Here is a 25,041-nt window from a genome sequence, read left to right as displayed (position 1 = left end):
CTTCTTCGTTAAGTTCTTAATATGACAGTTGGTTAGAACGATAATAATGCGCCAAAATTAATCAATCTTGCCTGCGGATAATATTGCCCTAATGCATTAACGGCTTCTGGATCATACATTTTGATCTTACTCCACGTTATTAAATTCATGCCATTTGCATATAGACGTAAAGAACCAATGCCAATTTTACTACAAATGCTTGAGGCTAGATTATATCCTATTTCCACATTTTTAAGCCGCAAATAATCGGTACTCCGCATCCAATAGGTATTGTTATAAGAATAATATTGATTGCCACGGTCTGTCAAACGTGGATAAACGCTACTTGGGTTACTGATGCTCCAGCGTTTATCATAGAATTCTTCCACAAAATTTCCGATAGATCCAGATTCATCCGTTCCTACACGTATCTCTCCTCCTGTAGCTCCTTGAAATAGTACCGATAAGTCAAAATCCTTATAGGTCAGACTAAAATTGAAACCTCCCTGAAATGTTGGGTCACTATTCTTGTCTCGCCTTACTTTGTCATCCGGGGTAATCTTTCCGTCACCATTGAAATCTTTATATTTCATATCTCCAGGGCGTAAAGTTTTCGTAATGGCACTATAGTCCAATTTATTGTTGGCAATATCTTCCATGTCACGGAATACGCCGTCATAGACATAATAGATATCCGTTTTGATAGGTTTACCTGTACTTTGCTGCCATGCAGGGGCGCCCGGGGCTTCATCCCAGAAGATAATTTTGTTTTTAGCATAACCACCATTCACACCTACCGTGTACCCCAAATCTCCCACCTTGCCACGATAACCTAAGTTAAATTCCCAACCCTTGTTATCCACTTTACCAATATTTTCTGCCGGTAATGTCATCCCTGTACTTTGTGGTATTGATGCATTTTTTCTCCACAGAATGGAATTACGGCGATTTTTAAAAATATCAAACTCGAAATTCAGCTTTCCTTGTAAAAATTGAAAATCAAACCCTAAATTATAGTTATTGGCAACCTCCCAAGTAATCATCTCGTTAGGAACACGGCTTTCAAAAAGGGTTTTGGCTAGCTTATCATTGACGATATAAGTACCAAAGGAATAGGTTGAAAAATATTGATATTCTTGTAACTTATCATCATAGTAGATGTTGTCATTACCCATCTGGCCATATGACGCACGGATCTTGAAATAATTAATCACAGGGACATTTTCCTTCCAGAAATTCTCTTCCGACACGACCCATCCCGCCATGGCACCTGGAAAGAAACCGAACCGTTCACTTTCAGGGAACATATACGATCCGTCATAACGCCAAAGGAATTCTGCGATATACTTGCTTTTATAATTATAGCCAAATCGCCCAAAGTAATTTAGCCGCGCTCTTTTCCATGCAGATCCATCGTTATTTTTTTCCTGTTCTCCACCGGCAAAAAGATAGTCGATCGCATTTGAAAGAAAATAGCGACGATACGCGCTGAATTTATCATTATCAATTGTTTCTCTGTTGATACCGGCTATAGCATTTACCTGATGGTCACCAAATTTCCGCTCAAAGCTTAAGATTCCACCAAGTAAGATATTCAGTTGATCTTCATTGCTTTGGTTTAAATTTGGATCGGCAGGCCCACGTCTTCCAGGAACCAGTTGTGGTGTGCTGCCATCGGCCTCATAAGCGCCCTGCCAAGAATACAAAGTCCAGGGTGTAACCCATGTTTTTTGATTTTTTACATATTTGTCAACAGAGGCATTAAGTGTTAATTTAAGACCATCTATCCAGGGATTTGTAATCTCAACCTGACCATTTGTTTGAAAATAGTAGCGTTTATCGTGATCGTAACCTGTCGCATTGGTCGTAATTACCACGGGGTTTTCGCCATTTTCGATATCTGGTCCCGGCATTCCATTCGGCCATATTGCTGGTTGTGTTGGATTTCCCCGCATCAGCATTCTAAAGACAGTGCCGGCACTCTTGGTGGGGAAATTTCGGTTTTCCTGTCTTCCTAAAACACCAAATTGTGTTTTGATATACTGACTTATATTGGCGTCCAGATTAATCCTTAAGTCATACTGTTTATAACCTGTAGCCGAATTTTTATAGTAGGCATCCTGATTTTGATACCCCAAAGACATCAGATACTTGACATCCTCAGTACCGCCATTGATTTGGAGGTTGTGGCGCTGTTGAGGTGACCAGTTTTTTAGCGTAGCTTTATACCAGTCAGTATTGGGATGCCCCCAAGGATCGGATCCGTCTTTGAACTTTTGGATATCTTCTGGTTTAAACGGCGCATCCAAAACTCCTCCACCTTGTTTATCGTAACTGCCTTTCTCGTTGATCGCTGTATAAGCAGCAGACCATTCTTCAACAGGGAGGTTATAAATTTCGAGTTCATTTCTAATTGCCGCAAACTGGGAGGCATCTGTTAATTTAGGAATAACGGTAGGTTGGGAATACCCTTGGTTGAACGTATAAGAAAACTGCGGTTTTCCTGTTTTTCCTCTTCTTGTCGTAACGAGAATAACCCCATTGGCTGCCCTGGCTCCATAAATAGCAGCAGAAGCATCTTTTAGAACCGAGATATTTTCTATATCTCGGGGATTAATACGATCAATTCCTCCTTCACGCGCAGGAACTCCATCAATAACGACTAAGGGACTGCTATTACCCAGTGTATTCGTTCCCCGGATTTTGATATTGGAACCATCGTAGCCAGGCTCGGCGCTTCCGTTGGTTGCTGTAACGCCCGGGACGCGTCCTGTTAATGCATTGGAAACGTTCAATGCCGGTGATTGTGCTAGATCGCTTCCCTTCACAGTGGCTACGGCACCGGTGACAGTCTCTTTGCGTTGCTTTCCGTAACCAACAACAACGACTTCTTCGAGATTCGATTCCGAATTAAGAAGTGTGATATCGATGGTCTGTCTTCCTTTTACAGCTTCATCCATAGATTGTTTGCCAACCATCCGGAAATTAATAATCGCACTTGCGGGGACTTTGTCTAACTTGTATCTACCTTGAACGTCGGTTTTAGTTACTAGCTTTGTTCCATTGACGGAAACTGTTACTCCAGGAATTGGCATTCCAGATTCATCATGCACCGTTCCAGAAACACTTTGCTCCTGCTGAAAGAGAATTCCATAGCTTGCGAGGGTTGTAGCATCGACGATTTGGGGACTCAAGGCCACTAATGAGCACAATGATCCAGTCCAAAACGCTCTCTTCCATTGATTTGAGAAATAATGGCAGTTAATCATAAAAACTGTTTAATTGTTTAAATTTTGTGTTTAATTAGTTATTTTTTTTACCTCTAAGACGTGTCGGTTTAGGTGTCTACTGGAGGCGATTTATAATTGTTTATTTAATATGAAAATACGAAAATAAATATACATTGCAAGTGTTATTTTTACACTATTTAACACTCATATTATTAAACTATTGATAACCAGCCTATTGGTTGTAAACAAATCAATTGTAATTCATTTTCTCAAAATTGTTTCCAGCGCTTTTGCTACTCAACGCAAGATCAAAGAACTAGTAAAACACTGCAAATAGAGAGTCCTGAAGAAAAGTACTTTTTATCATTTAGAAACTATATTATCAATTTTTCAAATATTAATACGCATATTTATCCTATATAATTAGATCTATAATTGATTTTTTCTAAACAACTATGTATCTACAAACAACGGAGCCAAAAACGGCCTTATTAATAGCAAAGAAATAGTTGTATCTACAAACAAAACTATGACTATAAATATTAGGCCAGAAAAGTCAAGTGACACAACGATTGTATTCGAACTGATCCGACTCGCTTTTGAAAACGAACAGTATAGCGATCATCAAGAGCACATTTTAGTAGAAAAACTAAGAAGGACAGCAGAATTTATACCACAACTGTCAATGGTAGCAGAAGTTGAAGGAGAAATAGCAGGCTATATACTCCTGACAAAGGTGAAGATTATCAATAAAGAGAATCAAAAAACATCCGATTCTCTTGCCTTGGCTCCTGTCGCTGTGCTACCTCAGTTTCAAGGACAGGGAATTGGCGGTAAATTAATTCTTGGTGCTCATCAGATTGCAAAAGAAATGGGTTTTGATGAGATGACAGCTGACGAACCTATCTAATACTTAATTGGATAATCTTGCATCAATTCAAACTGGTAGCCTTCTTTTTTTAATGCATCAATTAAAGTGGATAACTCCTGCTGCCCTTTTCGCGTTTGAAACATATCATCATGCATTAAGAAAACAACATTATTAGGTACCATTGAGCTTTTGTTGTTCATATAATTTCGGATATGAGACAAGGTAGCCTCTTGGCTCTGTATGGGCGTACCAGTAACGCTATTAAGCCGCCACTCAACGTCCCAGCCATAAATTGTATATCCGTTCTTGTGCAATAGATCGGCTGTGCTGGATCCATTCTTAAGGTCAATCTTACGAACATTATCATATATCCAAATATTCCTTCCTGGAAGCCGAACAATTTTATGTTTTAAATGGAGATCTTTTTCATTCTTTTCAAAATCAGCAAAAGCATTTTGGGGGTTACTATAAAATCTTGAATATTGATTGTTTGCGTGCGTATAGCTGTGATTATAACAGGCTATAAGTGGATTGGATTCATAACGGGCAAGATCGCGTTTCCTTCCTTTGCTCATATTCGCATGTTTACCAATCAAGAATACACTCACTTTAATGTTTTTTTCTTTCGCAATAGAATCAATAAAAGCACTACCAATTAATGGTCCATCATCAAAAGTCAAATAAATATGTTTTGGTTGCTTATCAAATGCTTTCCGCAGGGAGTCCTTTAGCTCACGTTTTTGTTGTTTGATCGGAACAGGGTGTAGACTATCTACTGTAAAGTGTATCTGATTTTTCTGAAGCGAATCCCACCTATTCAACAAATGTGGTATTTTTTCCTTGACAACCAATTTCTCCGTAAGTGTGTCCTTCAGTTCGCCTTTTCCCAAGACTTTGTTTGAAAAATCCTTACATGCGGTTACACTAAACACTATACTACAAATGAAAAGTACCACAAACAACCTACTACACTTCATATCAATCGCTATAACTTAATGAATTTCTTTTTTCAAAATTACTACAAAAACCTATTTATTAACCATAAAATCTTACAAATCCCTACTTTCAGGGATAAGGTGAGTCATCTTCAACAATCCGGTATAGCTCTTTTTATGGCTTCAGTCTTTATTATAAATCCGATATAAGAAACTATCGTGCCACTTTTTTCGACCGTTGGTCTTTATTTCTTTTTAAAAAATAGTGCCTTGTTATACTCAAAATTCATCCGTGCGATATTCAGTACTGATATACCTTGTGGACACTCTACCTCGCACGCTTCTGTATTTGAACAATGACCGAAGGACTCCTTATCCATTTGTTTGATCATATTTAATACCCGTTGACTACGCTCTTCCTTTCCTTGTGGTAATAGTGCCATATGGGTGATCTTTGCTGAGGTAAAAAGGGCCGCGCTGCCATTTTTGCACGTCGCCACACAAGCACCACAACCTATACAGGCTGCCGAGTCAAAGGCCGATTCAGCTAGTTCATGAGAAATAGGAATGGCTGTTGCATCTGGAGCCTGTCCTGTATTGATAGAGACAAATCCACCGGAAGAAATAATTCGATCGAATGCGGAACGATCCACTTTCAGATCTTTTTTTATATGAAATGCGGCTGAACGAAAAGGTTCTATGGTAATGGTATCCTTGTCTTTAAATGAACGTAAATGTAACTGGCAAGTCGTCGTATGTTTAAGGGGCCCATGTGCAATGCCGTTAATCATCATTCCGCACTGTCCGCAAATTCCTTCACGACAGTCGTGATCGAACTCGACGGGCTCTTCTCCTCCTGTTATCAACTGTTCATTTAAAGTATCCAACATTTCCAAAAAAGACATATGCGGATTGAGGTCAGTTAATGTGTACGTCACTAATTTGCCTGTAGCATTGCGATCCTTTTGTCGCCATATTTTAAGATATAAATCCATAATCATTCATTTTATTTATAGCTCCTAACAGTTGGTTGTATTTCTTCAAAGGTCAACGGTTCTTTGACCAACTCAGGTTCTTCATTTTCTCCCTTCCATAACCAAGCGGAAATAAATTGGTATTCGGCATCATTGCGTAGCGCCTCTCCGTCTGCAGTTTGATATTCTTCCCGAAAATGCGCTCCACAGGATTCATTTCGCGTCAATGCATCATAACACATCAGTTCTCCAATCTCAAAATAGTCTGCTACGCGTCCGGCTTTCTCCAGTTCGCTATTTAAAGTATCGGCCTCGCCGCTGACAATAACGTCCTTGAAAAATTCTTGTTTTAGCTTTCTAATTTCTTCAATAGCATAGCGAAGCCCTTTTTCATTACGCGCCAGCCCACAATAGTCATAGAGTATTTTGCCCAGTGTTTTATGGAAATAATCCACAGTTTTACTGCCTTTGATTTTCAAAAATACGTCGATTTGTTTTCTAACATCCTCTTCAGCACGTTCAAACGCAATATGATCTGTGGAAATTTTCCCCGTATGAATATCGTTTGCCAAATAATTGGCAATCGTATAGGGACCGATAAAATAGCCATCGACAGATGCCTGAAGCAGTGAGTTTGCCCCAAGTCTGTTTGCACCATGGTCCGCAAAATTAGCTTCGCCAAGCGCAAATAAACCTGGCAGACTCGTCATCAACTCATAATCGACCCATAAACCGCCCATGGAAAAGTGTGCAGACGGTGAAATCATCATCGGTACGCTATAAGCATCATATCCCGTAATCTTTTCATACATGTCAAATAGATTACCATATTTTTCCTGTATTTTCTGTTTCCCCTGTTCTCTGATAGCCTTCGCAAAATCAAGATAAACAGCATTTTTGAGTGGACCAATCCCAAAGCCGGCATCGATCCGTTCCTTTGCCGCCCGAGAGGAAATATCCCGTGGGGCAAGATTTCCAAATGCGGGATACCGTCGTTCTAAATAGTAATCCCGTTCTTCCTCCGGAATAGCGTTGGGTTCTCGCGTCTCACCTTCCTTCATGGGGACCCATATTCTTCCGTCATTGCGCAAAGACTCCGACATTAAGGTTAATTTAGACTGATAACTGCCCGATTGTGGTAAGGACGTCGGGTGAATCTGAATCCAGCTCGGAGAAGCCATTAATGCGCCCTTTTTATGTGCGCGCCAGATTGCCGAACCGTTACATCCCATGGCCAAGGTCGATAGGTAATATATTTTACCATAACCTCCTGTTGCTAATACAACTGTATGGGCCGCATGCCGTTCAATATCGCCCGTATCTAGATTACGTACGATAACACCACGTGCCTTTCCATCGATAACAACAACATCAAGCATCTCATGTCGTGTAAAAAGTTGCACGGTTCCCTTCCCTACCTGGCGCATAAGTGCCTGGTAGGCGCCCAAAAGAAGCTGCTGCCCGGTTTGGCCTCTTGCATAGAACGTCCGACTTACCTGTACGCCGCCAAAAGAGCGATTATTTAAATAGCCGCCGTATTCTCGTCCAAAAGGAACTCCTTGGGCTACAGCTTGATCGATCAAATTAAGTGAGCATTCTGCCATGCGGTATACATTTGCTTCACGTGCACGGAAATCCCCTCCTTTTAAGGTGTCAACAAACATCCTGTAGACGCTATCTCCATCATTTTTATAGTTCTTTGCCGCATTTACACCGCCCTGCGCTGCGACGGAATGCGCCCGTCGCGGACTGTCCTGAAAACAAAATGATTTCACCTGATACCCCATCTCGCCAAGGGAGGCTGCAATAGAACTACCCGCCAACCCTGTACCAATCACGATAACATCCAATTTTTTGCGATTGGCGGGATTAACTAATTTGGCAGTCTTCTTATAGCGTGTCCATTTTTCATCCAATGGCCCTTCTGGTATTTTTGAATTTAATATCATGATTTATCCGCTTTAGTTTACTGTAAAGAATATATAAATGGGCATCATGGCAAACCCCAAACTAATGATAACCGAATAGCCAATGCCAAGGATCTTAAACCATTTGACAAATTTTGGATGAAATAATCCTAAGGTTCGGATTGCGCTATGAATCCCGTGAATAAGATGATAACACAAGGCTATCATAGATAATACATAAATAAGGACGTACCACCATTGTTGGAAGACAGCGATCACCAATACATATAAATCCTTGTTCCCCCGCTCATCAAGCGGGGTTGCACCAAATTTGTATACATACCAAAAATTCTGAAAATGGATAACTAAAAAGATGAGAATTATAGTACCTAAAATTCCCATATTACGCGAATACCATTTGCTTGCTCTTCCGCGATGATCCGATTTATAAACAGCTCCCTCCTTTTTATTTTTTAAGGTAATAACAAGGCCATCCAAGGCATGAAGGATAATGCTGGCATAAAGTACATAAGAGATAATCTTGATCAAGATATTGCCCGCTAGAAAATGTGAGTAGGCATTAAATTGTAAATGTGCTTGTTCCTGCGGCAAGAATAGCTGTAAGTTCCCTAGGAAGTGAATCAGCAAAAAGAACGCTAAAAACAATCCAGTCAGGCACATGAGCATCTTTTTTGACAAAGTAGATAACATAATAAGATCCTAATTTTTAATAATAACCTATAACCTTCATCCACAATCCACCAACACCCATGTAAATCACCAATAATACGATACCGATTTCCAATCCACGCAACCACCATGATTTTAAATCAACATAGCCACTTCCGAAAAATACCGGTGCAGGGCCATGGCCATAATGTGTTAATACACCATAGATGGAGCCTAGAAATCCAAGCATCATCGCAAGCAGCATTGGTGGAATGCCTAAAGAAACACCGACACCCAACAAAGCGGCATACATCGCTGCTACATGGGCAGTTGCACTAGCGAAAATGTAGTGACTAAAGAAGTAAACAAGAATAATGACAGGAAAGGCTATTTGCCAGCTCAAATCACCAATCTGTACTTTAATCAAATCACTAAACCAGCCGATGAATCCCAATTCGTTTAATGAACTGGCCATCATGACCAACACAGCAAACCAAACAATCGTATCCCATGCTCCTTTTTCTGCTTTAACATCCTCCCAGGTCAACACAGAGGTTAGTAACAGTAGCGTTAAACCTATAAAAGCCGTCGTTGTAGCATCAATTGAAAAGGATCCACCAAAGATCCATAATGCCAATAAGATAAAGAATGCCAAAAGCATTAACCACTCATTCCTCGAAATAGGCCCCATCTCTTTTAGTTTCTGTGCCGCCATCTTCGGCGCATCGCCTGTTTTTTTTAATTCAGGCGGATATAATTTGTAAAGAACAAGCGGTACCACAAAAAAGGCGACAATACCAGGTATGAATCCCGCAATGGCCCAGGACATCCAAGTAATGTCGATTCCCAGGTTCGCAGCAAATTTTTGACACATTGGATTACTGGCCGTCCCCGTCAAAAACATCGAAGATGCGATAAGATTCATATAATAGCTATTTAAAGTAAGATAGGATCCCAATTTCCGATGTGTCTCTGGTTTATCGGGGACGGAATCAAAACTAATAGCCATGGATTTCATAATTGGATATATAATTCCACCGCCTCGAGCCGTATTGCTCGGGATTGCTGGAGCTAAACAGACGTCTGCCAGTCCCAATCCATAGGCTAACCCGAGCGAACTTTTTCCAAAAACACGAATGAAAAGAAATGCAATCCGATTGCCAAGACCGGTTTTTATGAAACCGCGAGCAATAAAGAAAGATATGCCAATCAGCCAGATAACTTTGTCGCCAAAACCGGTCAAAGCTTTGGTAATGGATTTACCAGCATCTCCGGGGGCCAATACTTGTGTCAGCGCGGTAAATGCTATGGCCATCATACACATGGTACCCATCGGCGCTGCTTTTAAAATAATCCCAAGAATAGTTGCTGCGAAGATAGCAAAGAGATGCCAAGCCTCTGGGCTGACTCCTTTCGGTATTGGGATAAACCATAAAATGAGTGCCACAAGAAAAGTGATGGCAATATTTTTAATACTGATTTCTTTCATAATAAGCGAGGTTTAATAAATTAGAATCGACTTTGTACTTGAATAATAAATAAATTCTTATTGAATTCACTGGTATTTTCGGTCTGCTTTTTATACCGGTCTAACTGGAGACCAAGCTGAATCCTTGCACCATAATTTTTTAAAAATTCTAGACCAAACATCGGTGTGTATGTTTGACGTCCATTTGCATTTAGTTTATAATTAGGATCAATGTATTCATATCGGCAAGATAGCTCGAAAGCGCTTAGGTTGAAATAATTTACTTCGTATCTTAAGTTTGGAAGAAAATAAATACCCCGTACAAGGTAATCGCTCAATTTGGAGCTACGAGCACTCTCGTCCAACGAATAATACAGGTTATGATTGATCGCCTGTTTTGCTTCCAGCTGCATATCGAGATTCCAGCGCTTGCCAAAGTTCACGTTTCCGGTTAGATCAACACCCAATGCGTGCACCTGTTTTTTCATGACTTCACCAATCCCCCCATTGAGTCCTAAGTTAACACTATACTTCTTTGAGAGGCCAAAGACAAGACGCGTAGCATATTGTTTGCCATTGTCGTTATCGACTACCTGATTTTTTCCATTTCCATTTACCACGGATAACGAGTAGCTAAAAGGCATTTCCCCAAGTGTGGTCTCACCTGTCGCTGCCACGCCGATCTGAAAGCTTGCCCAGCCGAGTTTGCCAAACTCAAGATATTGATTGGACCAATCCAATGATTTGATAATATCAATCGGATAGGTCTCTTCAATACCAAACCAGGGACGGAATTGGCCTACTGTGATCGCCAATTTGGGACTAAATGTATATTTCAAATAAGCATTTTCGAGAACTTTTGTTTTCGGATCGCTTTTAAAATCCGCGAGATTTGCCAAAACTGCCACCTCTGTGCGCTTGCTAATTTGGGCACGCATCTGAACGCGCATATACTTCACCATAAAATTGTTGTCCGTACCAGAACCATCACTGTGATGCAGTCCATTAACGTCTACATCTTTTGTGCCACTCACAAGGTATCTGGCCTGAAATAAACCTTTTACCTGAAGCTTGGGATAAATCGTATCATCCTTGGTTAGTTTTACAGAATCTACTTTGCTTTGTTGTTCGGTCCCTACTTCTTGCCCCTTGGCCAGGTTATTCAATAGTGAGCACGCAATAAGGAGTGGAATGTAATGTTTCTTCATATCAAAACAATTTGGCCTTAGCGAGTAGCCCGGCCTACTTTTCGTTGTTAATAATGTTACTTCTTCGATTTGGTATTGTAGTAACAACAGATAACATTAGAAAATGTTTTGTTATTTTAATATAATTTAATAACTGTAAGAAAACCAGTCCGATTCTAAAATGGTGCCGTGTAAATTCCATGTTTTTGTGTAATTTCACGGACGAACATTAAACTAATCTAATTTTCAAATTCGCAGATTGATCTTTTAAGGAGCCATTGAACTCACTGAAAACTTCGCGCGTAAATTATGGTATGCAATTTTTAGAATCGATAAATATTATGAAAGAAAAATTAATCAAGACATGTTTTATTTGCCTGCTTCTCCTGATCATTCAGGGTTTTTCAATAACCACAAGCCACGCTGCTGACAAAGAAAAACCCGCCATGTTTTGGACTTGGCTAGATTACAACGCCAAAACAAACTTTGATTCAATTTGCCGTGAGATGAATTATTTAGGAATCGATGGCGTAATGTTAAATGCCGCCAGTCCAGACGAGTATCGGGTAGCAATTCCCATTGCAAAAAAATATGGCATCCAAGTTATCGCGTGGCTTTGGACGATGAACTTGGAACATGACAGGGATAAAATACTCCGAGAACATCCGGATTGGTTCAGCGTCAATCGAAATGGTAAAAGTCTGGCAGATACCACTGCATACGTTGGTTATTATAAATTCTTGTCACCTGTTGTGCCCGGAGTAAAAGAGTATATCCGTAAAAAAATCGAATCCTATTGTGAAGTCGAGGGATTGGAGGGGATTTCTATTGACTATAATCGCTACGTGGATGTTGTCCTCCCTACAACCCTTTGGCCTAAATACAATATTGTTCAAGATCGTGAATACCCAGCTTGGGATTACGGTTACCATCCAATTGCAATAGCGAAGTTCAAGAAACAGTATGGTTATGATCCGAGAGCACAAAAAGATCCATCGAAAGATCTAAAATGGCGCCAATTTCGTTGCGATCAGATAACCGATATCGCCAATATGATTGCAGACATCGTTCACTCCCATGGTAAAACAATGGCTGCATCCCCATTTCCGACTCCCAAAATGGCTTCTCGTATGGTGCGCCAAGATTGGGGTAAGTGGAATTTGGATGTTGTTTTTCCGATGGTATACAGCAATTTTTATACAGAAGATCCAAGCTTTATTAGAGATTGTACATTAGAAAATGTGCGCGATAAAGGAGCAAATACGACACTATATTGTGGATTGATGGCTAAAAATAATGAAGAAATATTTGCCGATATGGATGAGGCGCTAAATAATGGTGCGCAGGGAATTTCTATCTTTACCATCCATAGCTTAAAAGATCCACAGATAAGGGAAAAATTTAAAAACTATACAGCTGCTGCGAAAGCTAAAAAAGCGCAAAATAATGGAACTTTAACCCATTCGGCACATGTGAAAATCGAAAATAATCCTTTCAAAAAAGAAGGTATTATGAAATTAATCAACCAAAAGATACAAGATTTGGTACGCTCAGAAAATCCTGCTGCCAGCCCGATAGCATTATCAAAATATAAAAAAATAGATGCATACGATGTAACTCAAAAATACCTGGTTACTGATCAGGTGAGCAAAAAGAATTTTTACGTCACCTTCTTTTTCTATGGCGGTATACTTTCCGGTTGGAATGTTGATCCAGCTCCAAATGCATCCTAAAGGATGACCTACTAGATGGAGGTGCTAAAATGTTACTTATTTGGCACCTCTTTTCTTTTAATACACTGTTCCCTATCTTTGGAACAAACAAATACTGAAAAAATGAGAAAAAATGTCAGGTTGGTAGCCTGTATTATAGGTTTGATATGTTCCGGATCAATTACTGTATCGTTTGCTCAAAACAACATTCAAAACCAGCACAGTACTAAGAGCGCGATCATTGATAAAGCGCTATTGGATAAAATATTGGATAAAAATAGGCAATCATTCAAAGAAGGTAAAGTGGCTGATTACATCCCGGAATTAAGTAAAGCCAATGCAGCATCTGTCGCACTTTCGGTGGTAAATAGTGATGGAACAATCGTTAGTATCGGAGATGTACAACAAAGATTTACAATTCAGAGTATTTCAAAAATTGTTTCCTTGATGCTTGCTGTATTGGAAAATGGCGAGGAAGTTGTTTTTAATAAAATGGGATACTATGGAACAGATAAACCCTTCAATCATTTTGCGAATTTGGAAACATCGGGTAAACCGCTCAATCCGATGATGAACGCCGGCGCCATTTTAACGACATCGCTTATTAAAGGAACAGGTGAGGAACCTTTTGTTAAAATAAGGGATATGATTCGCTTTATAACGAATAATGAAAAAATCGATTACAGTAGATCTGTATACCATTCGGAACGGGAGACTGGAAATCGAAACAGAGGCATGTTCTACCTGATGCGCAACAATGGACTCATTGATGGTGAAGGTGAAGACAAACTCAATAATTATTTTAAGCAGTGCTCCATTGAGATAACTGCGGAGGATCTGGCTAAAATAGGTTTCTTTTTTGCCCATCATTGCGTGCGCTATGATGGAAATAAGCAATACTATAACCCAGATCTATCTCAGCTAGTTCAATCACAAATGCTCATTGCAGGGATGTACGAATTTAGTGGCGAATATGCCAGAACTGTCGGACTTCCAAGTAAATCGGGCGTTGGTGGCGGAATCACAGTAAGTGTACCGAATAAAATGGGTATAGGGGCCTACAGTCCAGCATTGGATCAACATGGCAACTCTGTTGCAGCATATCGCATGATATTGGACTTGGTAAAAGAGAAATCGCTGGGCCTCTTTAATTAGATTTTCAACCTTTCAAAATCATATGACACGAACAGAACCAATAATTGCTGTAAAGAGCGTCTCCGAAAGCTCGCTATTCTACCAAAAGCTTTTGGGCTGTACCAGTCAACATGGCGGCGAAACATTTGAAATTCTCACGGATAACGGAACTGTCATTCTCTGTTTACACAAATGGGGTGAGCACGACCACCCTACTATGCGAGATCAAAAACATGCGGGGAATGGATTTATATTATTCTTTAGAGTAGACAATTTACAGCAAATCTTCGAAAACGCTACTTTGTTAAATGCATTCATAGAGAAAGATATACATTACAACGAGAACTCGCTGAAGGATCAATTTATCCTGCGTGACCCCGATAACTACTACCTAATTGTATCAGCCTAGTCTGATTGCTTTGATGGTCAATCGCATGTAGGATTATTTTCATAGGTAAAATCTCCGTTCTTAAACCAGTTTAACTTTTGTGTTGCATGTTTGACGCAACTTTGTCTTATCAAAACTTAAAACAATGAACACACGATTGAATATTGCAAAAGTAGATGCAACGGCCTATAAGGCAATGATGGGATTGGAAACCTATCTCAATGATATTTTTTTAAATCCAATTCAAAAGGAACTCATAAAAATACGTGCTTCTCAAATCAATGGCTGTGCCTTTTGCTTAGATATGCACACGAAGGATGCGCTGAAGTATGGTGAAACGCCACAACGGATATTTTTATTAAATGCCTGGCGAGAAACGGATCTATTCACTAAGGAAGAACAGATTTTGTTGGAGATGACAGAGGAGATCACATTGATACATCAAAAGGGTTTGACAGAAAGCACTTTTCAAAAAGCAAAAGAAATATTTGAAGAAAAGGAGATTGCACAGATTATTATGGCGATCATTACCATAAATGCGTGGAATAGAATTGGCATCAGCACCCATTTAGAACTATTAAAGTAGTGCTACGCTTTGATTACAAAAAAGCCTCTTTCAATATTGGAAGAGGCTTTTTTTCTTTGCTAAATATATTCCTGTTTTTTCCAATAAAAATCCCGATTATCCTTTATCTTTATTAGGAAAACCAATATGAATGCATGATTATGAAAATCCTAAAAAAAATCCTAATTGTTTTGGCGATCATCATCGCTATTCCCTTAATTACTGCAATCTTCGTCAGTAAAGACTTCTCGGCCCAGAGTGAGATAACAATCAATAAGCCAAAGCAGGAAGTGTTCAACTACGTGAAAATGCTTAAGAACCAAGATAACTTTGGTGTATGGCAGCTTTCAGACCCGCAAATGAAAAAAACTGAACAGGGTGTGGATGGTCAAGTCGGCTATAAATCCAGCTGGGATGGTAAGAAAGTTGGTAAAGGTTCACAGACCATTACAAAAATCGTCGAGGGCGAAACAATTGAAACGGCCCTCGATTTCGGTATGGGTGAACCAGCCAAAGGTTATTTCATCTTAAAAGAGATCTCGCCTAATCAAACTTTGGTGACCTGGGGAATTTCAGGAAAATCGCCCTATCCATGGAACTTTATGAACTTATTTATGAATATGAATAAAGACTTCGATCAGGGTCTGAAAAACTTAAAAAATAGACTAGAATAGCGACTATACAATGCAAAAAAAAGTGGTTAAAATAAACTTTACTTTAACCACTTTTTCTCATTTTTAAAAGGAACAAAATTTATCTTCTGCGCATTAAAATTCGTAGAATGTACCAGAACAACAACATGATTGATGAAAATAGCTGCAAGGCTGCCCCTACATATTGTTCGTTGCCGTAACTATACTTCAGATTTTGAGTTTGATAGAGTATGCTTCCGGAAGCAAGTGCAATCATGGCAACCGAAAACCATAATCCAAGTTCAAAACCAAAAATAGCTCCAGCAACAATTGCTCCCAAAGATAAGAAGCCTCCAATCACCAGGATATTTCTGAGAAATGAAAAATCTTTATTGGACACAAATGCAACGACAGTAAGGCCGGTAAACAAGGCCAAAGTCATTATACTTGCCTGATAAATGACACTAATTCCTTCCGTCATAAATACCGCCATAAAAATCATCGGCAGGAAGATGATTGCCTCCAGTACAATATAGAATGCTAGGCCTAAATATTGGGTTTGACGGCTTTGCGAAAGTGTCCATCTTGATGAAAGGGTGGACCCCAACCAAAAACATCCCAATAAGAACAACCAAATAAATTTTCCGCTAACCATCCAAACGATAAAATCATAAGGGATCAATTTGATCAGCAAAGTTTCCAAAACGATAAATGCTAAAATCGAAAGCGCAACATGAAGATAGGTTTTTTTATAAAAAACGCCCCTTTCAGCGTCATCATTGATAAGAATATACTCTTGTGATTCCATAAAACAAATACAATAGATTAAATAAGGACTAAAAATAAGCATTTATTCTATTTTCACAAGAAAGAAGTTTGCATAGGCTTATAAAAAAAGAACCCCGCCTAGCGGGGTCCATTCAAACAAACAACTTATTTCCAGCCTCCTCCCAAATCTTTATAGATATTGACAACAGCGTTAAGCTGCTGCTTCTTTGTTTCTATCAATTCAAGTTTTGAATCCAGTACATCGCGTTGTGTCATTAAAACCTCCATATAGTCTGCCCTTGCTGATTTAAAGAGATCATTTGACACAGACACGGAATTATTCAGGACCTCAACTTCTTTTGTTTTGAAATCGTAGCTGCGCCCGAGGTTTTCAATATTAGAAAGTTGTGTAGAGACTTCTAAGTAAGCATTCAGAATGGTCTTCTCGTAATTATATACCGCCTGTATTTGTTTCGCGTTGGCTGTATTAAATTCCGCTTTAAGCCCATTTTTGTTGATCAATGGTGCTGCAAGCTCCCCTATTAGATTATACAAAACTGATTCAGGCATCTTAAATAGATAAGAAGGCTTGAATGCCTGTAAACCCAGAGCAGCCGAAATCTCCAAAGAAGGATAAAATTCTTTCCGCGCGATCTGTACGTCCAACTTCGCGGCAGCGAGCTCATACTCGGCCTCACGAATATCAGGTCTATTGCTTAGTAGTTGGCTCGGTATACCTGTCTGAACTTTCGCCGGAATCAGATCGACAAAATTGCTTTTGTCACGTTTGATCTCTTGTGGGAAACGTCCCAATAGAAAATTAATACGGTTTTCAGTTTCTTTGATCTGTTGCCGCGTCTCAAATTCCATACCTTTGGTCTTCAACACTTCCGCTTCAAACTTTTGAACCGCCAGTTCTGTTACACGAGCAGCCTGTTTCTGCAATCGGATTACCGCAAGCGCATTGTCCTGAAGCTCGATATTTTGTTTGATAATAGCCAACTGATTGTCCAATGCCAATAATTCATAATACGAACGGGCAACTTCGGCAATAAGGCTACTTAAGACAAAATTTTTCCCTTCTACCGTAGCAAGATAACGGTTCAGTGCTGCTTGTTCGGAGTCCTTCAGTTTTTTCCAAACGTCGATTTCCCAACTGGCATACGCACCAATGGTCAAATCTCCTAGTGGATCCGGCATTTCCTTTCCAGGGGCAATTTCTGTACTGGCATCACCGGCCCCCTGACTGGTGTATCGTCCAACTTTTTCAACACCACCTCCGGCACGTAAACCAACAGTGGGTTTCAATGCCCCTTTTCGTAAAAGAATATCATTCTTTGCGATCGCCAACTCCTGCAAAGTAACATTCAGCTCCTGATTGTTTTTCAACGCTGTATCGATCAATACAACTAAATTTGGATCCGTAAAAAATTCACGCCACTTAACCGACGCTGAATTCGTTGTATCTGATTGAGCTACATCTGTATACTGCTTCGGAACGAATTTATTCTCCTGTATTTGTGTCGCTTTCGGAACCTTACATCCCGTCACTGCTGCTGAAAGCGAAAATGCAATGACCCATTGTATTTTTCTGCGATTAGTCATTATTATCAAGTTCTTCAGTTAATGGATTTTCATCTTCGTGTTTAATAAGCTTGCGTTTGGAGGCAATAGTCCCGAAGATAAAGTATAAGCCCGGTATCACCACAATACCAAAAACCGTCCCAAACAACATACCTCCCGCTGCCGCTGTACCGATCGTACGGTTTCCAATTGCACCCGGGCCAGAAGCCATAACTAAGGGAATCAACCCGGCGATAAAAGCAAAAGATGTCATCAAAATAGGTCTAAACCTAACTTTAGCACCGTCCAAGGCAGCCTCAATAATACTCAATCCCTGCGAATGCCGTTGAGCGGCAAATTCAACAATCAACACGGCATTTTTACCAAGTAGACCGATAAGCATGACCAAAGCGACCTGCGCGTAAATATTGTTTTCCAATCCCAATAACTTCAATAGTAGAAATGCCCCAAAGATTCCGATTGGTAAAGAAAGCAACACCGCAAAAGGCATAATAAAGCTCTCATATTGAGCGGAAAGTATCAAGTAAACGAAACCAAGACAAATTAAGAAAATATAAATTGCCTGATTTCCACGACCTACCTGATCTTTGGAAATACCAGCCCAATCAATGCCATAGCCTCGTGGTAAGGTCTTGGCAGCGACTTCATTAATCACCTGAATTGCTTCACCACTACTATAACCTGGTGCGGCAGAGCCCGAAATTTCAGATGCCATATACATATTGTGCCGGGTGATCTCAGAAAGACCGTAAACCTTTTCCATATGCATAAATGCTGAAAATGGTACCATTTCGTCTTTATCATTCTTTACATATAGCTTCAAGATATCTTCCGGCAAAGCCCTGTATTGCGGCAAAGCCTGAACCATAACTTTATATTGACGGTCATACTTAATGAAATTTGTTTCGTAATTACTGCCCACCAAAGTCGAAAGCGTATTCAGTGCATTATCAATGGTAACACCCTTCTGTTGCGCCAGATCATTATCGATATGCAACATATACTGCGGAAAACTTGCACTATAGAAGGTAAATACAGACGATAATTCAGGCCTTTTGTTCAATTCACGCACAAAATCCTTACTTACCGTTTCCATTTTCTTGTAGTCGCCAGAACCTGCTTTGTCCAGAAGACGAAGCTCAAACCCACCCGCAGCACCATAGCCCGGTACGGCCGGTGGTTGGAAAAACTCGATAGACGCTCCTGGAATATTTTTGGCAGCGGCCTCCAGTTGCTCTATGATCTCCTGCGAGGATTCTTTACGTTCTTCCCAGCTTTTCAAGTTGATCAAACAAGTACCTGTATTTGCCCCGGTTCCTTCAGTCAGGATTTCATAACCAGCCAATGAAGATACCGATTGTACACCATCAATGTCTTCAGCTTCTTTTTGCAATGTCTGGGCCGCTAGATTGGTCCGTTCCAATGTCGATCCTGGCGGCGTTTGAATAATAGCATAAATCATCCCCTGATCTTCATTGGGGATAAAACCTGCAGGAACAGCATTATTCAAAAAATATGCGCCAATACAAAAACCAATTAATACTAAAAATGTAAAAACGCGCTTATCCACTATGCCCTTCAACAAGTAAACATATTTGTTGGACATCTTATCAAACAATCTATTGAAAGAATCCAGGAATTTATCGATAATGGATTTCTTTCTTGCCTTTCCATGGTTATTCTTCAGCATAATCGCACATAAAGCCGGAGTGAGTGTCAATGCCACAACACCCGATAAGATGATGGAAGTAGCCATGGTAATGGAAAACTGCCTATAGAATATCCCTACGGGGCCAGACATAAAGGCAACCGGAATAAAAACCGCCGCCATAAGGAATGTGATCGCAACAATGGCACCACTGATTTCGTGCATCGCTTTTTTGGTCGCCTTATAGGCCGAAATATGAAGCTCTTCCATTTTAGCATGGACAGCCTCAATAACCACAATCGCATCGTCCACAACTACACCTATGGCAAGCACCAGTGCAAACAATGTGATCAAGTTGATGGTAATGCCAAAAAACTGCATGAACAAAAACGATCCCACCAAGGAAACCGGTACTGCAATGGTCGGAATCAATGTCGAACGCCAATCTCCTAAGAATAGAAAAACGACAATAGCAACAAGCACAAATGCTTCCAATAAAGTATGGACTACTTTTTCCATGGATGCATCCAAGAATTTTGATACGTCATAGCTAATTTCGTAATCCAGCCCTTTCGGAAAGGAAGCTTTCAATTCCTTCATTTTGCTTTTAACGTCTTGAATTACCTGAGAAGCATTACTTCCGTAAGATTGTTTTAAGACAATCGCTGCAGATGGTTTTCCATTCAGTGTAGAGTAGATATCGTACATCGCCGAACCGAATTTGATTTCCGCAACATCTTTTAAACGTAACATTTCACCATTTTCACCCGCACGTAAAACGATATTGCCATAACCTTCCGTAGTTGTAAAACGCCCCGGGTATTTCAATACATATTCAAAAGACTGGGAGGTCATACCAGACGACTCCCCGGCTTTACCTGGTGAAGCTTCCAAACTTTGCTCGGATAAGGCTTTCATCACCTCTTCTGCAGAAATCTTGTAGGCTGTCATACGATCAGGTTTCAACCAAATACGCATCGCTAATTCGCGTGTTCCAAGAATATTTGCCACCCCGACACCGTCTACCCGACGTAATTCGGAGACAATATTCATGTCCGCATAGTTATACATAAAATTTCCATCAAGCTCCTTGTCTTTACTGTAGAGATTGATGTACATTAACATATTGGATTCTTCACGTGTAATCTTCACCCCTTCACGGACCACAATTGGCGGAAGCTTGTTAACCACAGAGGCTACGCGGTTCTGTACATTTAAAGAAGCCTGATTCGGATCCGTTCCTAGGTTGAATACGACCTGAATACTTGCTTCCCCGTCATTACCGGCATCGGAAGCCATGTATTTCATTCCCGGAACCCCATTGATCGCCCGTTCCAGCGGAATGATAACTGATTTAATCATCAACTCACCATTGGCTCCAGGATACTCGGCAGTGATGTTCACCTTCGGTGGCGATATTGACGGAAATTGTGTTACAGGAAGCTGTACCATAGAAAGCACACCCAAGAACACAATGATCAGTGATATCACGATCGAAAGTACTGGTCTATTTATAAAACGACTAAACATAGTAATTTAACTGTAAGGGATCTATTCTGTTTTTAACTTCAAATTTGAGATGGCGTCTTTAGGTTGCACAAAGCTGTAGCTGATTTTATCATCCTCTTTTGCTTTCTGAATACCATCCAACAAAAATTTATCATCTTTTTGAAGTCCGCTCGTTACCACATACAGATCTGGTAGGGAGTTACCAATGGTGATATGACGGGCTTTTAATTTGCCCTCCTTATCGATTACATACACATATTTACGGTCCTGCATTTCGTATGTCGCTTTCTGTGGAATAATTAAAACCTGTTTCAGCGGAAAGTTCATCACCACCTTGCCGCTCTCGCCATGTTTTAATAGACGGTTTGGATTGGGAAATTTCGCTCGAAAAGCAATATTTCCCGTCTCACTGTTGAACTCACTTTCTATGGTCTCCACAAGACCATTTTGAGCGAACAACTCATTATTGGCAAGCAACAAGCCGACATGAGTATCTCCACGTTTACTCACGTTAGTTTGATAACTTAAATATTCAGGTTCGGAGACATTGAAATAAACCAGCATCTCACTGTTGTCGGACAGACTTGTCAATAATTCACCTTCATCCACCAAACTTCCCAATTTCAATGGAATCCGATCAATGGTTCCGTCAAAAGGTGCCCTGATTTCTGTAAAGGAGAGATGTAATTTTGCAATCGCAGCCTCAGCTTTGGCCTGCTCAAGTTTTGCTTTAGCCATCGCGAGTTCATTGGGCGATACGACATTTTTATCGGCAAGCGTTTTTGTATTTTGAACTTCAATTTCTGCTACATTAACTTCTGCCGAAGATTTACGGTATTCGGCCTCATACATCTTCGGCATAATCCGAAAAAGTAACTGTCCTTTATGGACAAATTGTCCTTCATCTACGAAAATCTGCTCGAGATAGCCCTTCTCCTGAGCCCGAAGCTCAATATTTCGGAAAGACCTAATCTGGGAAACAAAGTCCTTACGGATAGTTGTGTCCATTTGCACCGGAGAGGTCGCTGTAAATTTCTCTTTTTCTTCCTTTTCTTCCTTTTTGGAAGTACACCCGATTTGGCACAAAGTAATAGCCAAACTAGCGAGCATAAATACTCTTTTCATTTGTAAGCGTCTAATTAAAAAAATAAGTTTGATTGTTTGTTGTCTTGGTTGGTGAAATGACCTCTACTTTGGTTTACGGTCGTTCCGACTTGCTCATAGATTGTACAAATCGATTACGACTAAGCAGAGCATCCCTTAGGATATCCACCAAAGCATATGAAATTTCGAAGGGTATATTTTAAATTCTCCAGTTTTGTTGAAGAACGTATCTTTGAGGGAAAAGATAGGCTATGAAATTGCAAAAAGGTATCTTCTTTGCAAATCGAAAAACGAAAACAAAAAGGACAATTGCAAAAAGTAGCAGCGCAACAAATTGGGATGTCACCTGCAAATCCTTGGTCAGTTGAAAATTTTCGGCATCAAATTCCTCGATAACTGGATTATCACTGTGAATATTACCGTAAAATAGCGGATCGATGTGGTCAACTGATGCGTCAATATACTGCTGTACATCAGCATGATTATGCTGATACATAAAACTAACAGTTGGTCGGTCGGATTCAATGAGCACGGCATGGCTATTACTGCTTCTGATAAATAAGAAGCATAGGAATAAGAATATGGTAACAACCGCTTTCATTGCGGAGCAAATATACTAGCGTACAACTAATTTTAACGATCTTTAACACATTTTAACAAAACAATTACAATTCGTAAATTTCCGCTAGAAAAGTGACAATTGCAAACCCCGACCATTTGTTCTCAAAGGTTGTGCATCTCCGAAGACTGTTCTGCCACCATATTTCCAAGAATCTCGCCGTTCTTCTGCTATAATTTGTTGAATATCAAATTGTGGCTGAAAATCTTTTTCGCTATCCAAGACAATCTGGTGCAACTTGTTAATCGATTTTAATTTTTCACCGTAACCCAGTTTAGATTTTTCAATACCTTTTTGCAAAATTTGAATACTTTCATCGTAAATGGTTAAAGGAACTGGAAAAGGATGCCCATCTTTCCCGCCATGAGCAAAGGAAAATCGAGCCGGGTCATTGAACCGTGAAGGCGCACCGTGGATTACCTCACTGACTAAAGCCAATGACTGTAACGTACGGGGACCAACTCCTTTTAAAAGTAATAAGTCTTCAAAATGGCTTGGTTGACTTTCTCGGGCCACGTACAACATTGCTCCTAGCCTCTTCAAGTCAACGTCCGAAGCACGGACATCGTGATGGGATGGCATAATAAGTTTAGCGAAGTCTTGCATCACTTGAGTTGAATCCTCCGCTACTATCGTCATAATACCTGCTCTATTGGCCGCCGCTTCTGCAGCTGTCAAGTTGAGGATAATACCTTGTGAAGGACCACTGATACCCGCATGTGGTTCTTCAACAAACGATTTGACCTTTTCAGAATGCCAATGGTAACGACGGGCAGTTCCATCCTTTTCATGCATACCTTGCTGCACAACCGACCAATTGCCATTATCCGTCACGATAAAATTGTGTAGATATAATTGGTAACCATCCTGAATAGCGGTGTTATCCACTTTAGCAACAAGCTTACTGCTGCGAATCAAGTCGTTGCCATCTAGTCCCATTTCGTTCGAAAGCCGAAGTAGTTCCTGTGGGGTCTGCATGGAGAGCTTGCCTTTACCCCCACAGATATAAAGTCCCAACGACTTTGCATCGGGATTAATAGCGCGTTTTAATGCCCCCATAACAGCCGTTGTGATCCCTGAAGAATGCCAATCCATGCCGAGAACAGCACCAAAGCTTTGAAACCAGCGGGGATCTGCCAGTCTTCTCAAAACCTCGTCTTTACCATAATCCATTAATATTACTTCAACAATGGAGCGACCTAGCAAAGCCATACGTTCGTAAAGCCACGCTGGTACTTTTCCATAGTGTAATGGGAGATCTGCGGTTCCGGATCGTTTCATTTCAAACTAAATATATTAGCACAAATCTATCTCTTTTTTAGATAAAATAAAAACGGCTAGATAGCTTCTAGCCGTTTTTATTTTATGATCAATCTATACACTACATCTGAGCATATAACTTAGGGCGCATCGAAGTAGCGGCACAAGTCACAGCTTCACTATTTACCGGTCAACGCTGACAATAATCCAGCCCGGAACGAAGGATCTTTCTCCGAAAACTCGATCGAATGCTTATAGGTGTCTACATTAAAGAAGAGCTCTGCTGGAGCAGCTTTTTTATTGTCCAAAAATAGTTTAAAGCTGTACGCTGTTTTTTTGGACAAATCAGCATTCACCTTATTGGATGAAAACACATTTGGAAGAATTACATCTTTTGTAAAAGAATCAGTGGTAGCTATTTGAAATAAATCACCTAATGCTTTAATTAAATTGTCAGACTGTTGACCCGACGACGAGATTCTAATCTTACCTTTGGTAAAGCCGACTTCATCACTCGGTTGGCCATCTATTATACCTGCGGGTATAAAATCTACAACCTCAAACTTCGCTCCTACAGTATCCTGTTTGTAAAGAGATTTTGTGATATAAATACGGCTTGAATCCGTTTTAATTTCATCTGTAATACGTAGAAAAAAGTTCTTCTTTTCTGCGCCCGGTGAACCATTCGTAAATTGTTCGATTTTTACACCTTCAATTTTGTTCACCGTTGTTGTATCACTTCCATCAGTTTTCTTTTGATTGGAATTTCCGCAACTAGCCATCAGCACCGTAGCGGTCGCAAGAAATGCTATAGATTGAATCTTGTACATATTGAATTGTTTGTTATCAGTTATTAATGAATATTGCTCTTATAATATTACCATTATTACTGATAACA

The 25,041-nt window shown here is 40.1% G+C and carries 20 protein-coding genes; 6 read left to right on the top strand and 14 right to left on the bottom strand.

What is annotated here, in order from left to right:
* Nucleotides 1–32: 32 nt before the first annotated feature.
* Nucleotides 33–3,248, bottom strand: a complete 3,216-nt coding sequence (locus tag AAW12_RS09335) for a SusC/RagA family TonB-linked outer membrane protein (protein WP_084823120.1) — start codon at nt 3,246–3,248, stop codon at nt 33–35.
* A gap of 490 nt (nt 3,249–3,738) precedes the next feature.
* On the opposite strand from AAW12_RS09335, the gene AAW12_RS09330 reads away from it, so the two are divergent.
* Nucleotides 3,739–4,119, top strand: coding sequence for a GNAT family N-acetyltransferase (locus AAW12_RS09330; protein WP_053003599.1), 381 nt, complete (start codon nt 3,739–3,741; stop codon nt 4,117–4,119).
* On the opposite strand, the gene AAW12_RS09325 is transcribed toward AAW12_RS09330, so the two are convergent.
* The 6 genes from AAW12_RS09325 to AAW12_RS09300 all read right to left on the bottom strand — a co-directional run bounded on the left by AAW12_RS09325 (nt 4,116) and on the right by AAW12_RS09300 (nt 11,241).
* The gene (locus AAW12_RS09325) at nt 4,116–5,057 is read right to left on the bottom strand and encodes a polysaccharide deacetylase family protein (protein ID WP_046673352.1); all 942 of its coding nucleotides are present in this window, start codon (nt 5,055–5,057) and stop codon (nt 4,116–4,118) included. The two genes, AAW12_RS09330 and AAW12_RS09325, sit on opposite strands and share 4 nt — an antisense overlap.
* 203 nt (nt 5,058–5,260) lie before the next feature.
* Nucleotides 5,261–6,010, bottom strand: coding sequence for a succinate dehydrogenase/fumarate reductase iron-sulfur subunit (locus AAW12_RS09320; RefSeq protein ID WP_046673445.1), 750 nt, complete (start codon nt 6,008–6,010; stop codon nt 5,261–5,263).
* Nucleotides 6,011–6,021: 11 nt separating this feature from the next.
* Nucleotides 6,022–7,938 carry a fumarate reductase/succinate dehydrogenase flavoprotein subunit gene (locus AAW12_RS09315; RefSeq protein WP_046673351.1) on the bottom strand — a complete coding sequence of 639 codons (1,917 nt, stop codon included), beginning with the start codon at nt 7,936–7,938 and terminating at the stop codon, nt 6,022–6,024.
* Nucleotides 7,939–7,950: 12 nt separating this feature from the next.
* Nucleotides 7,951–8,607, bottom strand: a complete 657-nt coding sequence (locus tag AAW12_RS09310) for a succinate dehydrogenase cytochrome b subunit (protein WP_046673350.1) — start codon at nt 8,605–8,607, stop codon at nt 7,951–7,953.
* 16 nt (nt 8,608–8,623) lie between these two features.
* Nucleotides 8,624–10,054 (bottom strand): anion permease, encoded by a 1,431-nt coding sequence (locus tag AAW12_RS09305; protein WP_046673349.1) that lies wholly within the window; start codon nt 10,052–10,054, stop codon nt 8,624–8,626.
* 20 nt (nt 10,055–10,074) lie between these two features.
* Entirely contained in the window at nt 10,075–11,241 is a 1,167-nt protein-coding gene (locus tag AAW12_RS09300) for a porin (protein ID WP_084823119.1), read from the bottom strand.
* A gap of 320 nt (nt 11,242–11,561) precedes the next feature.
* On the opposite strand from AAW12_RS09300, the gene AAW12_RS09295 reads away from it, so the two are divergent.
* The 5 genes from AAW12_RS09295 (at nt 11,562) to AAW12_RS09275 (ending at nt 15,693) form a co-directional block, all read left to right on the top strand.
* A complete protein-coding gene (locus AAW12_RS09295; RefSeq protein WP_046673348.1) occupies nt 11,562–12,953 on the top strand; it encodes a hypothetical protein in 1,392 nt (463 codons plus the stop codon).
* 102 nt (nt 12,954–13,055) lie between these two features.
* On the top strand, nt 13,056–14,087 hold the full coding sequence (gene glsA, locus AAW12_RS09290) for a glutaminase A (RefSeq protein WP_046673347.1): 1,032 nt from the start codon (nt 13,056–13,058) through the stop codon (nt 14,085–14,087).
* A gap of 22 nt (nt 14,088–14,109) precedes the next feature.
* On the top strand, nt 14,110–14,475 hold the full coding sequence (locus AAW12_RS09285; RefSeq protein WP_046673346.1) for a glyoxalase: 366 nt from the start codon (nt 14,110–14,112) through the stop codon (nt 14,473–14,475).
* Nucleotides 14,476–14,599: 124 nt separating this feature from the next.
* On the top strand, nt 14,600–15,040 hold the full coding sequence (locus AAW12_RS09280) for a carboxymuconolactone decarboxylase family protein (protein WP_046673345.1): 441 nt from the start codon (nt 14,600–14,602) through the stop codon (nt 15,038–15,040).
* 140 nt (nt 15,041–15,180) lie between these two features.
* Nucleotides 15,181–15,693, top strand: coding sequence for an SRPBCC family protein (locus AAW12_RS09275; protein ID WP_046673443.1), 513 nt, complete (start codon nt 15,181–15,183; stop codon nt 15,691–15,693).
* Nucleotides 15,694–15,772: 79 nt separating this feature from the next.
* Here the strand turns inward: AAW12_RS09275 and AAW12_RS09270 are convergent, their stop codons facing one another.
* The 7 genes from AAW12_RS09270 to AAW12_RS09240 all read right to left on the bottom strand — a co-directional run bounded on the left by AAW12_RS09270 (nt 15,773) and on the right by AAW12_RS09240 (nt 24,973).
* On the bottom strand, nt 15,773–16,459 hold the full coding sequence (locus AAW12_RS09270) for a Bax inhibitor-1 family protein (protein ID WP_046673344.1): 687 nt from the start codon (nt 16,457–16,459) through the stop codon (nt 15,773–15,775).
* 125 nt (nt 16,460–16,584) lie between these two features.
* The gene (locus AAW12_RS09265) at nt 16,585–18,024 is read right to left on the bottom strand and encodes a TolC family protein (RefSeq protein ID WP_046673343.1); all 1,440 of its coding nucleotides are present in this window, start codon (nt 18,022–18,024) and stop codon (nt 16,585–16,587) included.
* Nucleotides 18,017–21,181, bottom strand: coding sequence for an efflux RND transporter permease subunit (locus tag AAW12_RS09260; RefSeq protein WP_046673342.1), 3,165 nt, complete (start codon nt 21,179–21,181; stop codon nt 18,017–18,019). Before AAW12_RS09260 ends, AAW12_RS09265 begins: the two co-directional genes overlap by 8 nt.
* Nucleotides 21,182–21,202: 21 nt before the next feature.
* Complete coding sequence (locus tag AAW12_RS09255; protein ID WP_046673341.1) at nt 21,203–22,285, bottom strand: efflux RND transporter periplasmic adaptor subunit; 1,083 nt, start codon at nt 22,283–22,285, stop codon at nt 21,203–21,205.
* Between the two features lie 178 nt (nt 22,286–22,463).
* Nucleotides 22,464–22,760, bottom strand: a complete 297-nt coding sequence (locus tag AAW12_RS09250; RefSeq protein ID WP_070564037.1) for a hypothetical protein — start codon at nt 22,758–22,760, stop codon at nt 22,464–22,466.
* A 189-nt stretch (nt 22,761–22,949) separates the two neighbouring features.
* Nucleotides 22,950–24,164 (bottom strand): DUF763 domain-containing protein, encoded by a 1,215-nt coding sequence (locus AAW12_RS09245; protein ID WP_046673339.1) that lies wholly within the window; start codon nt 24,162–24,164, stop codon nt 22,950–22,952.
* Nucleotides 24,165–24,322: 158 nt separating this feature from the next.
* On the bottom strand, nt 24,323–24,973 hold the full coding sequence (locus AAW12_RS09240) for a hypothetical protein (RefSeq protein ID WP_046673338.1): 651 nt from the start codon (nt 24,971–24,973) through the stop codon (nt 24,323–24,325).
* Between the last annotated feature and the right edge of the window lie 68 nt (nt 24,974–25,041).

Source organism: Sphingobacterium sp. Ag1, from assembly GCF_000988325.1.
Lineage (GTDB): Bacteria > Bacteroidota > Bacteroidia > Sphingobacteriales > Sphingobacteriaceae > Sphingobacterium.
The sequence above is the reverse complement of the archived record's forward strand: the minus strand, read 5'-3'. Positions and strand labels throughout refer to the sequence as shown.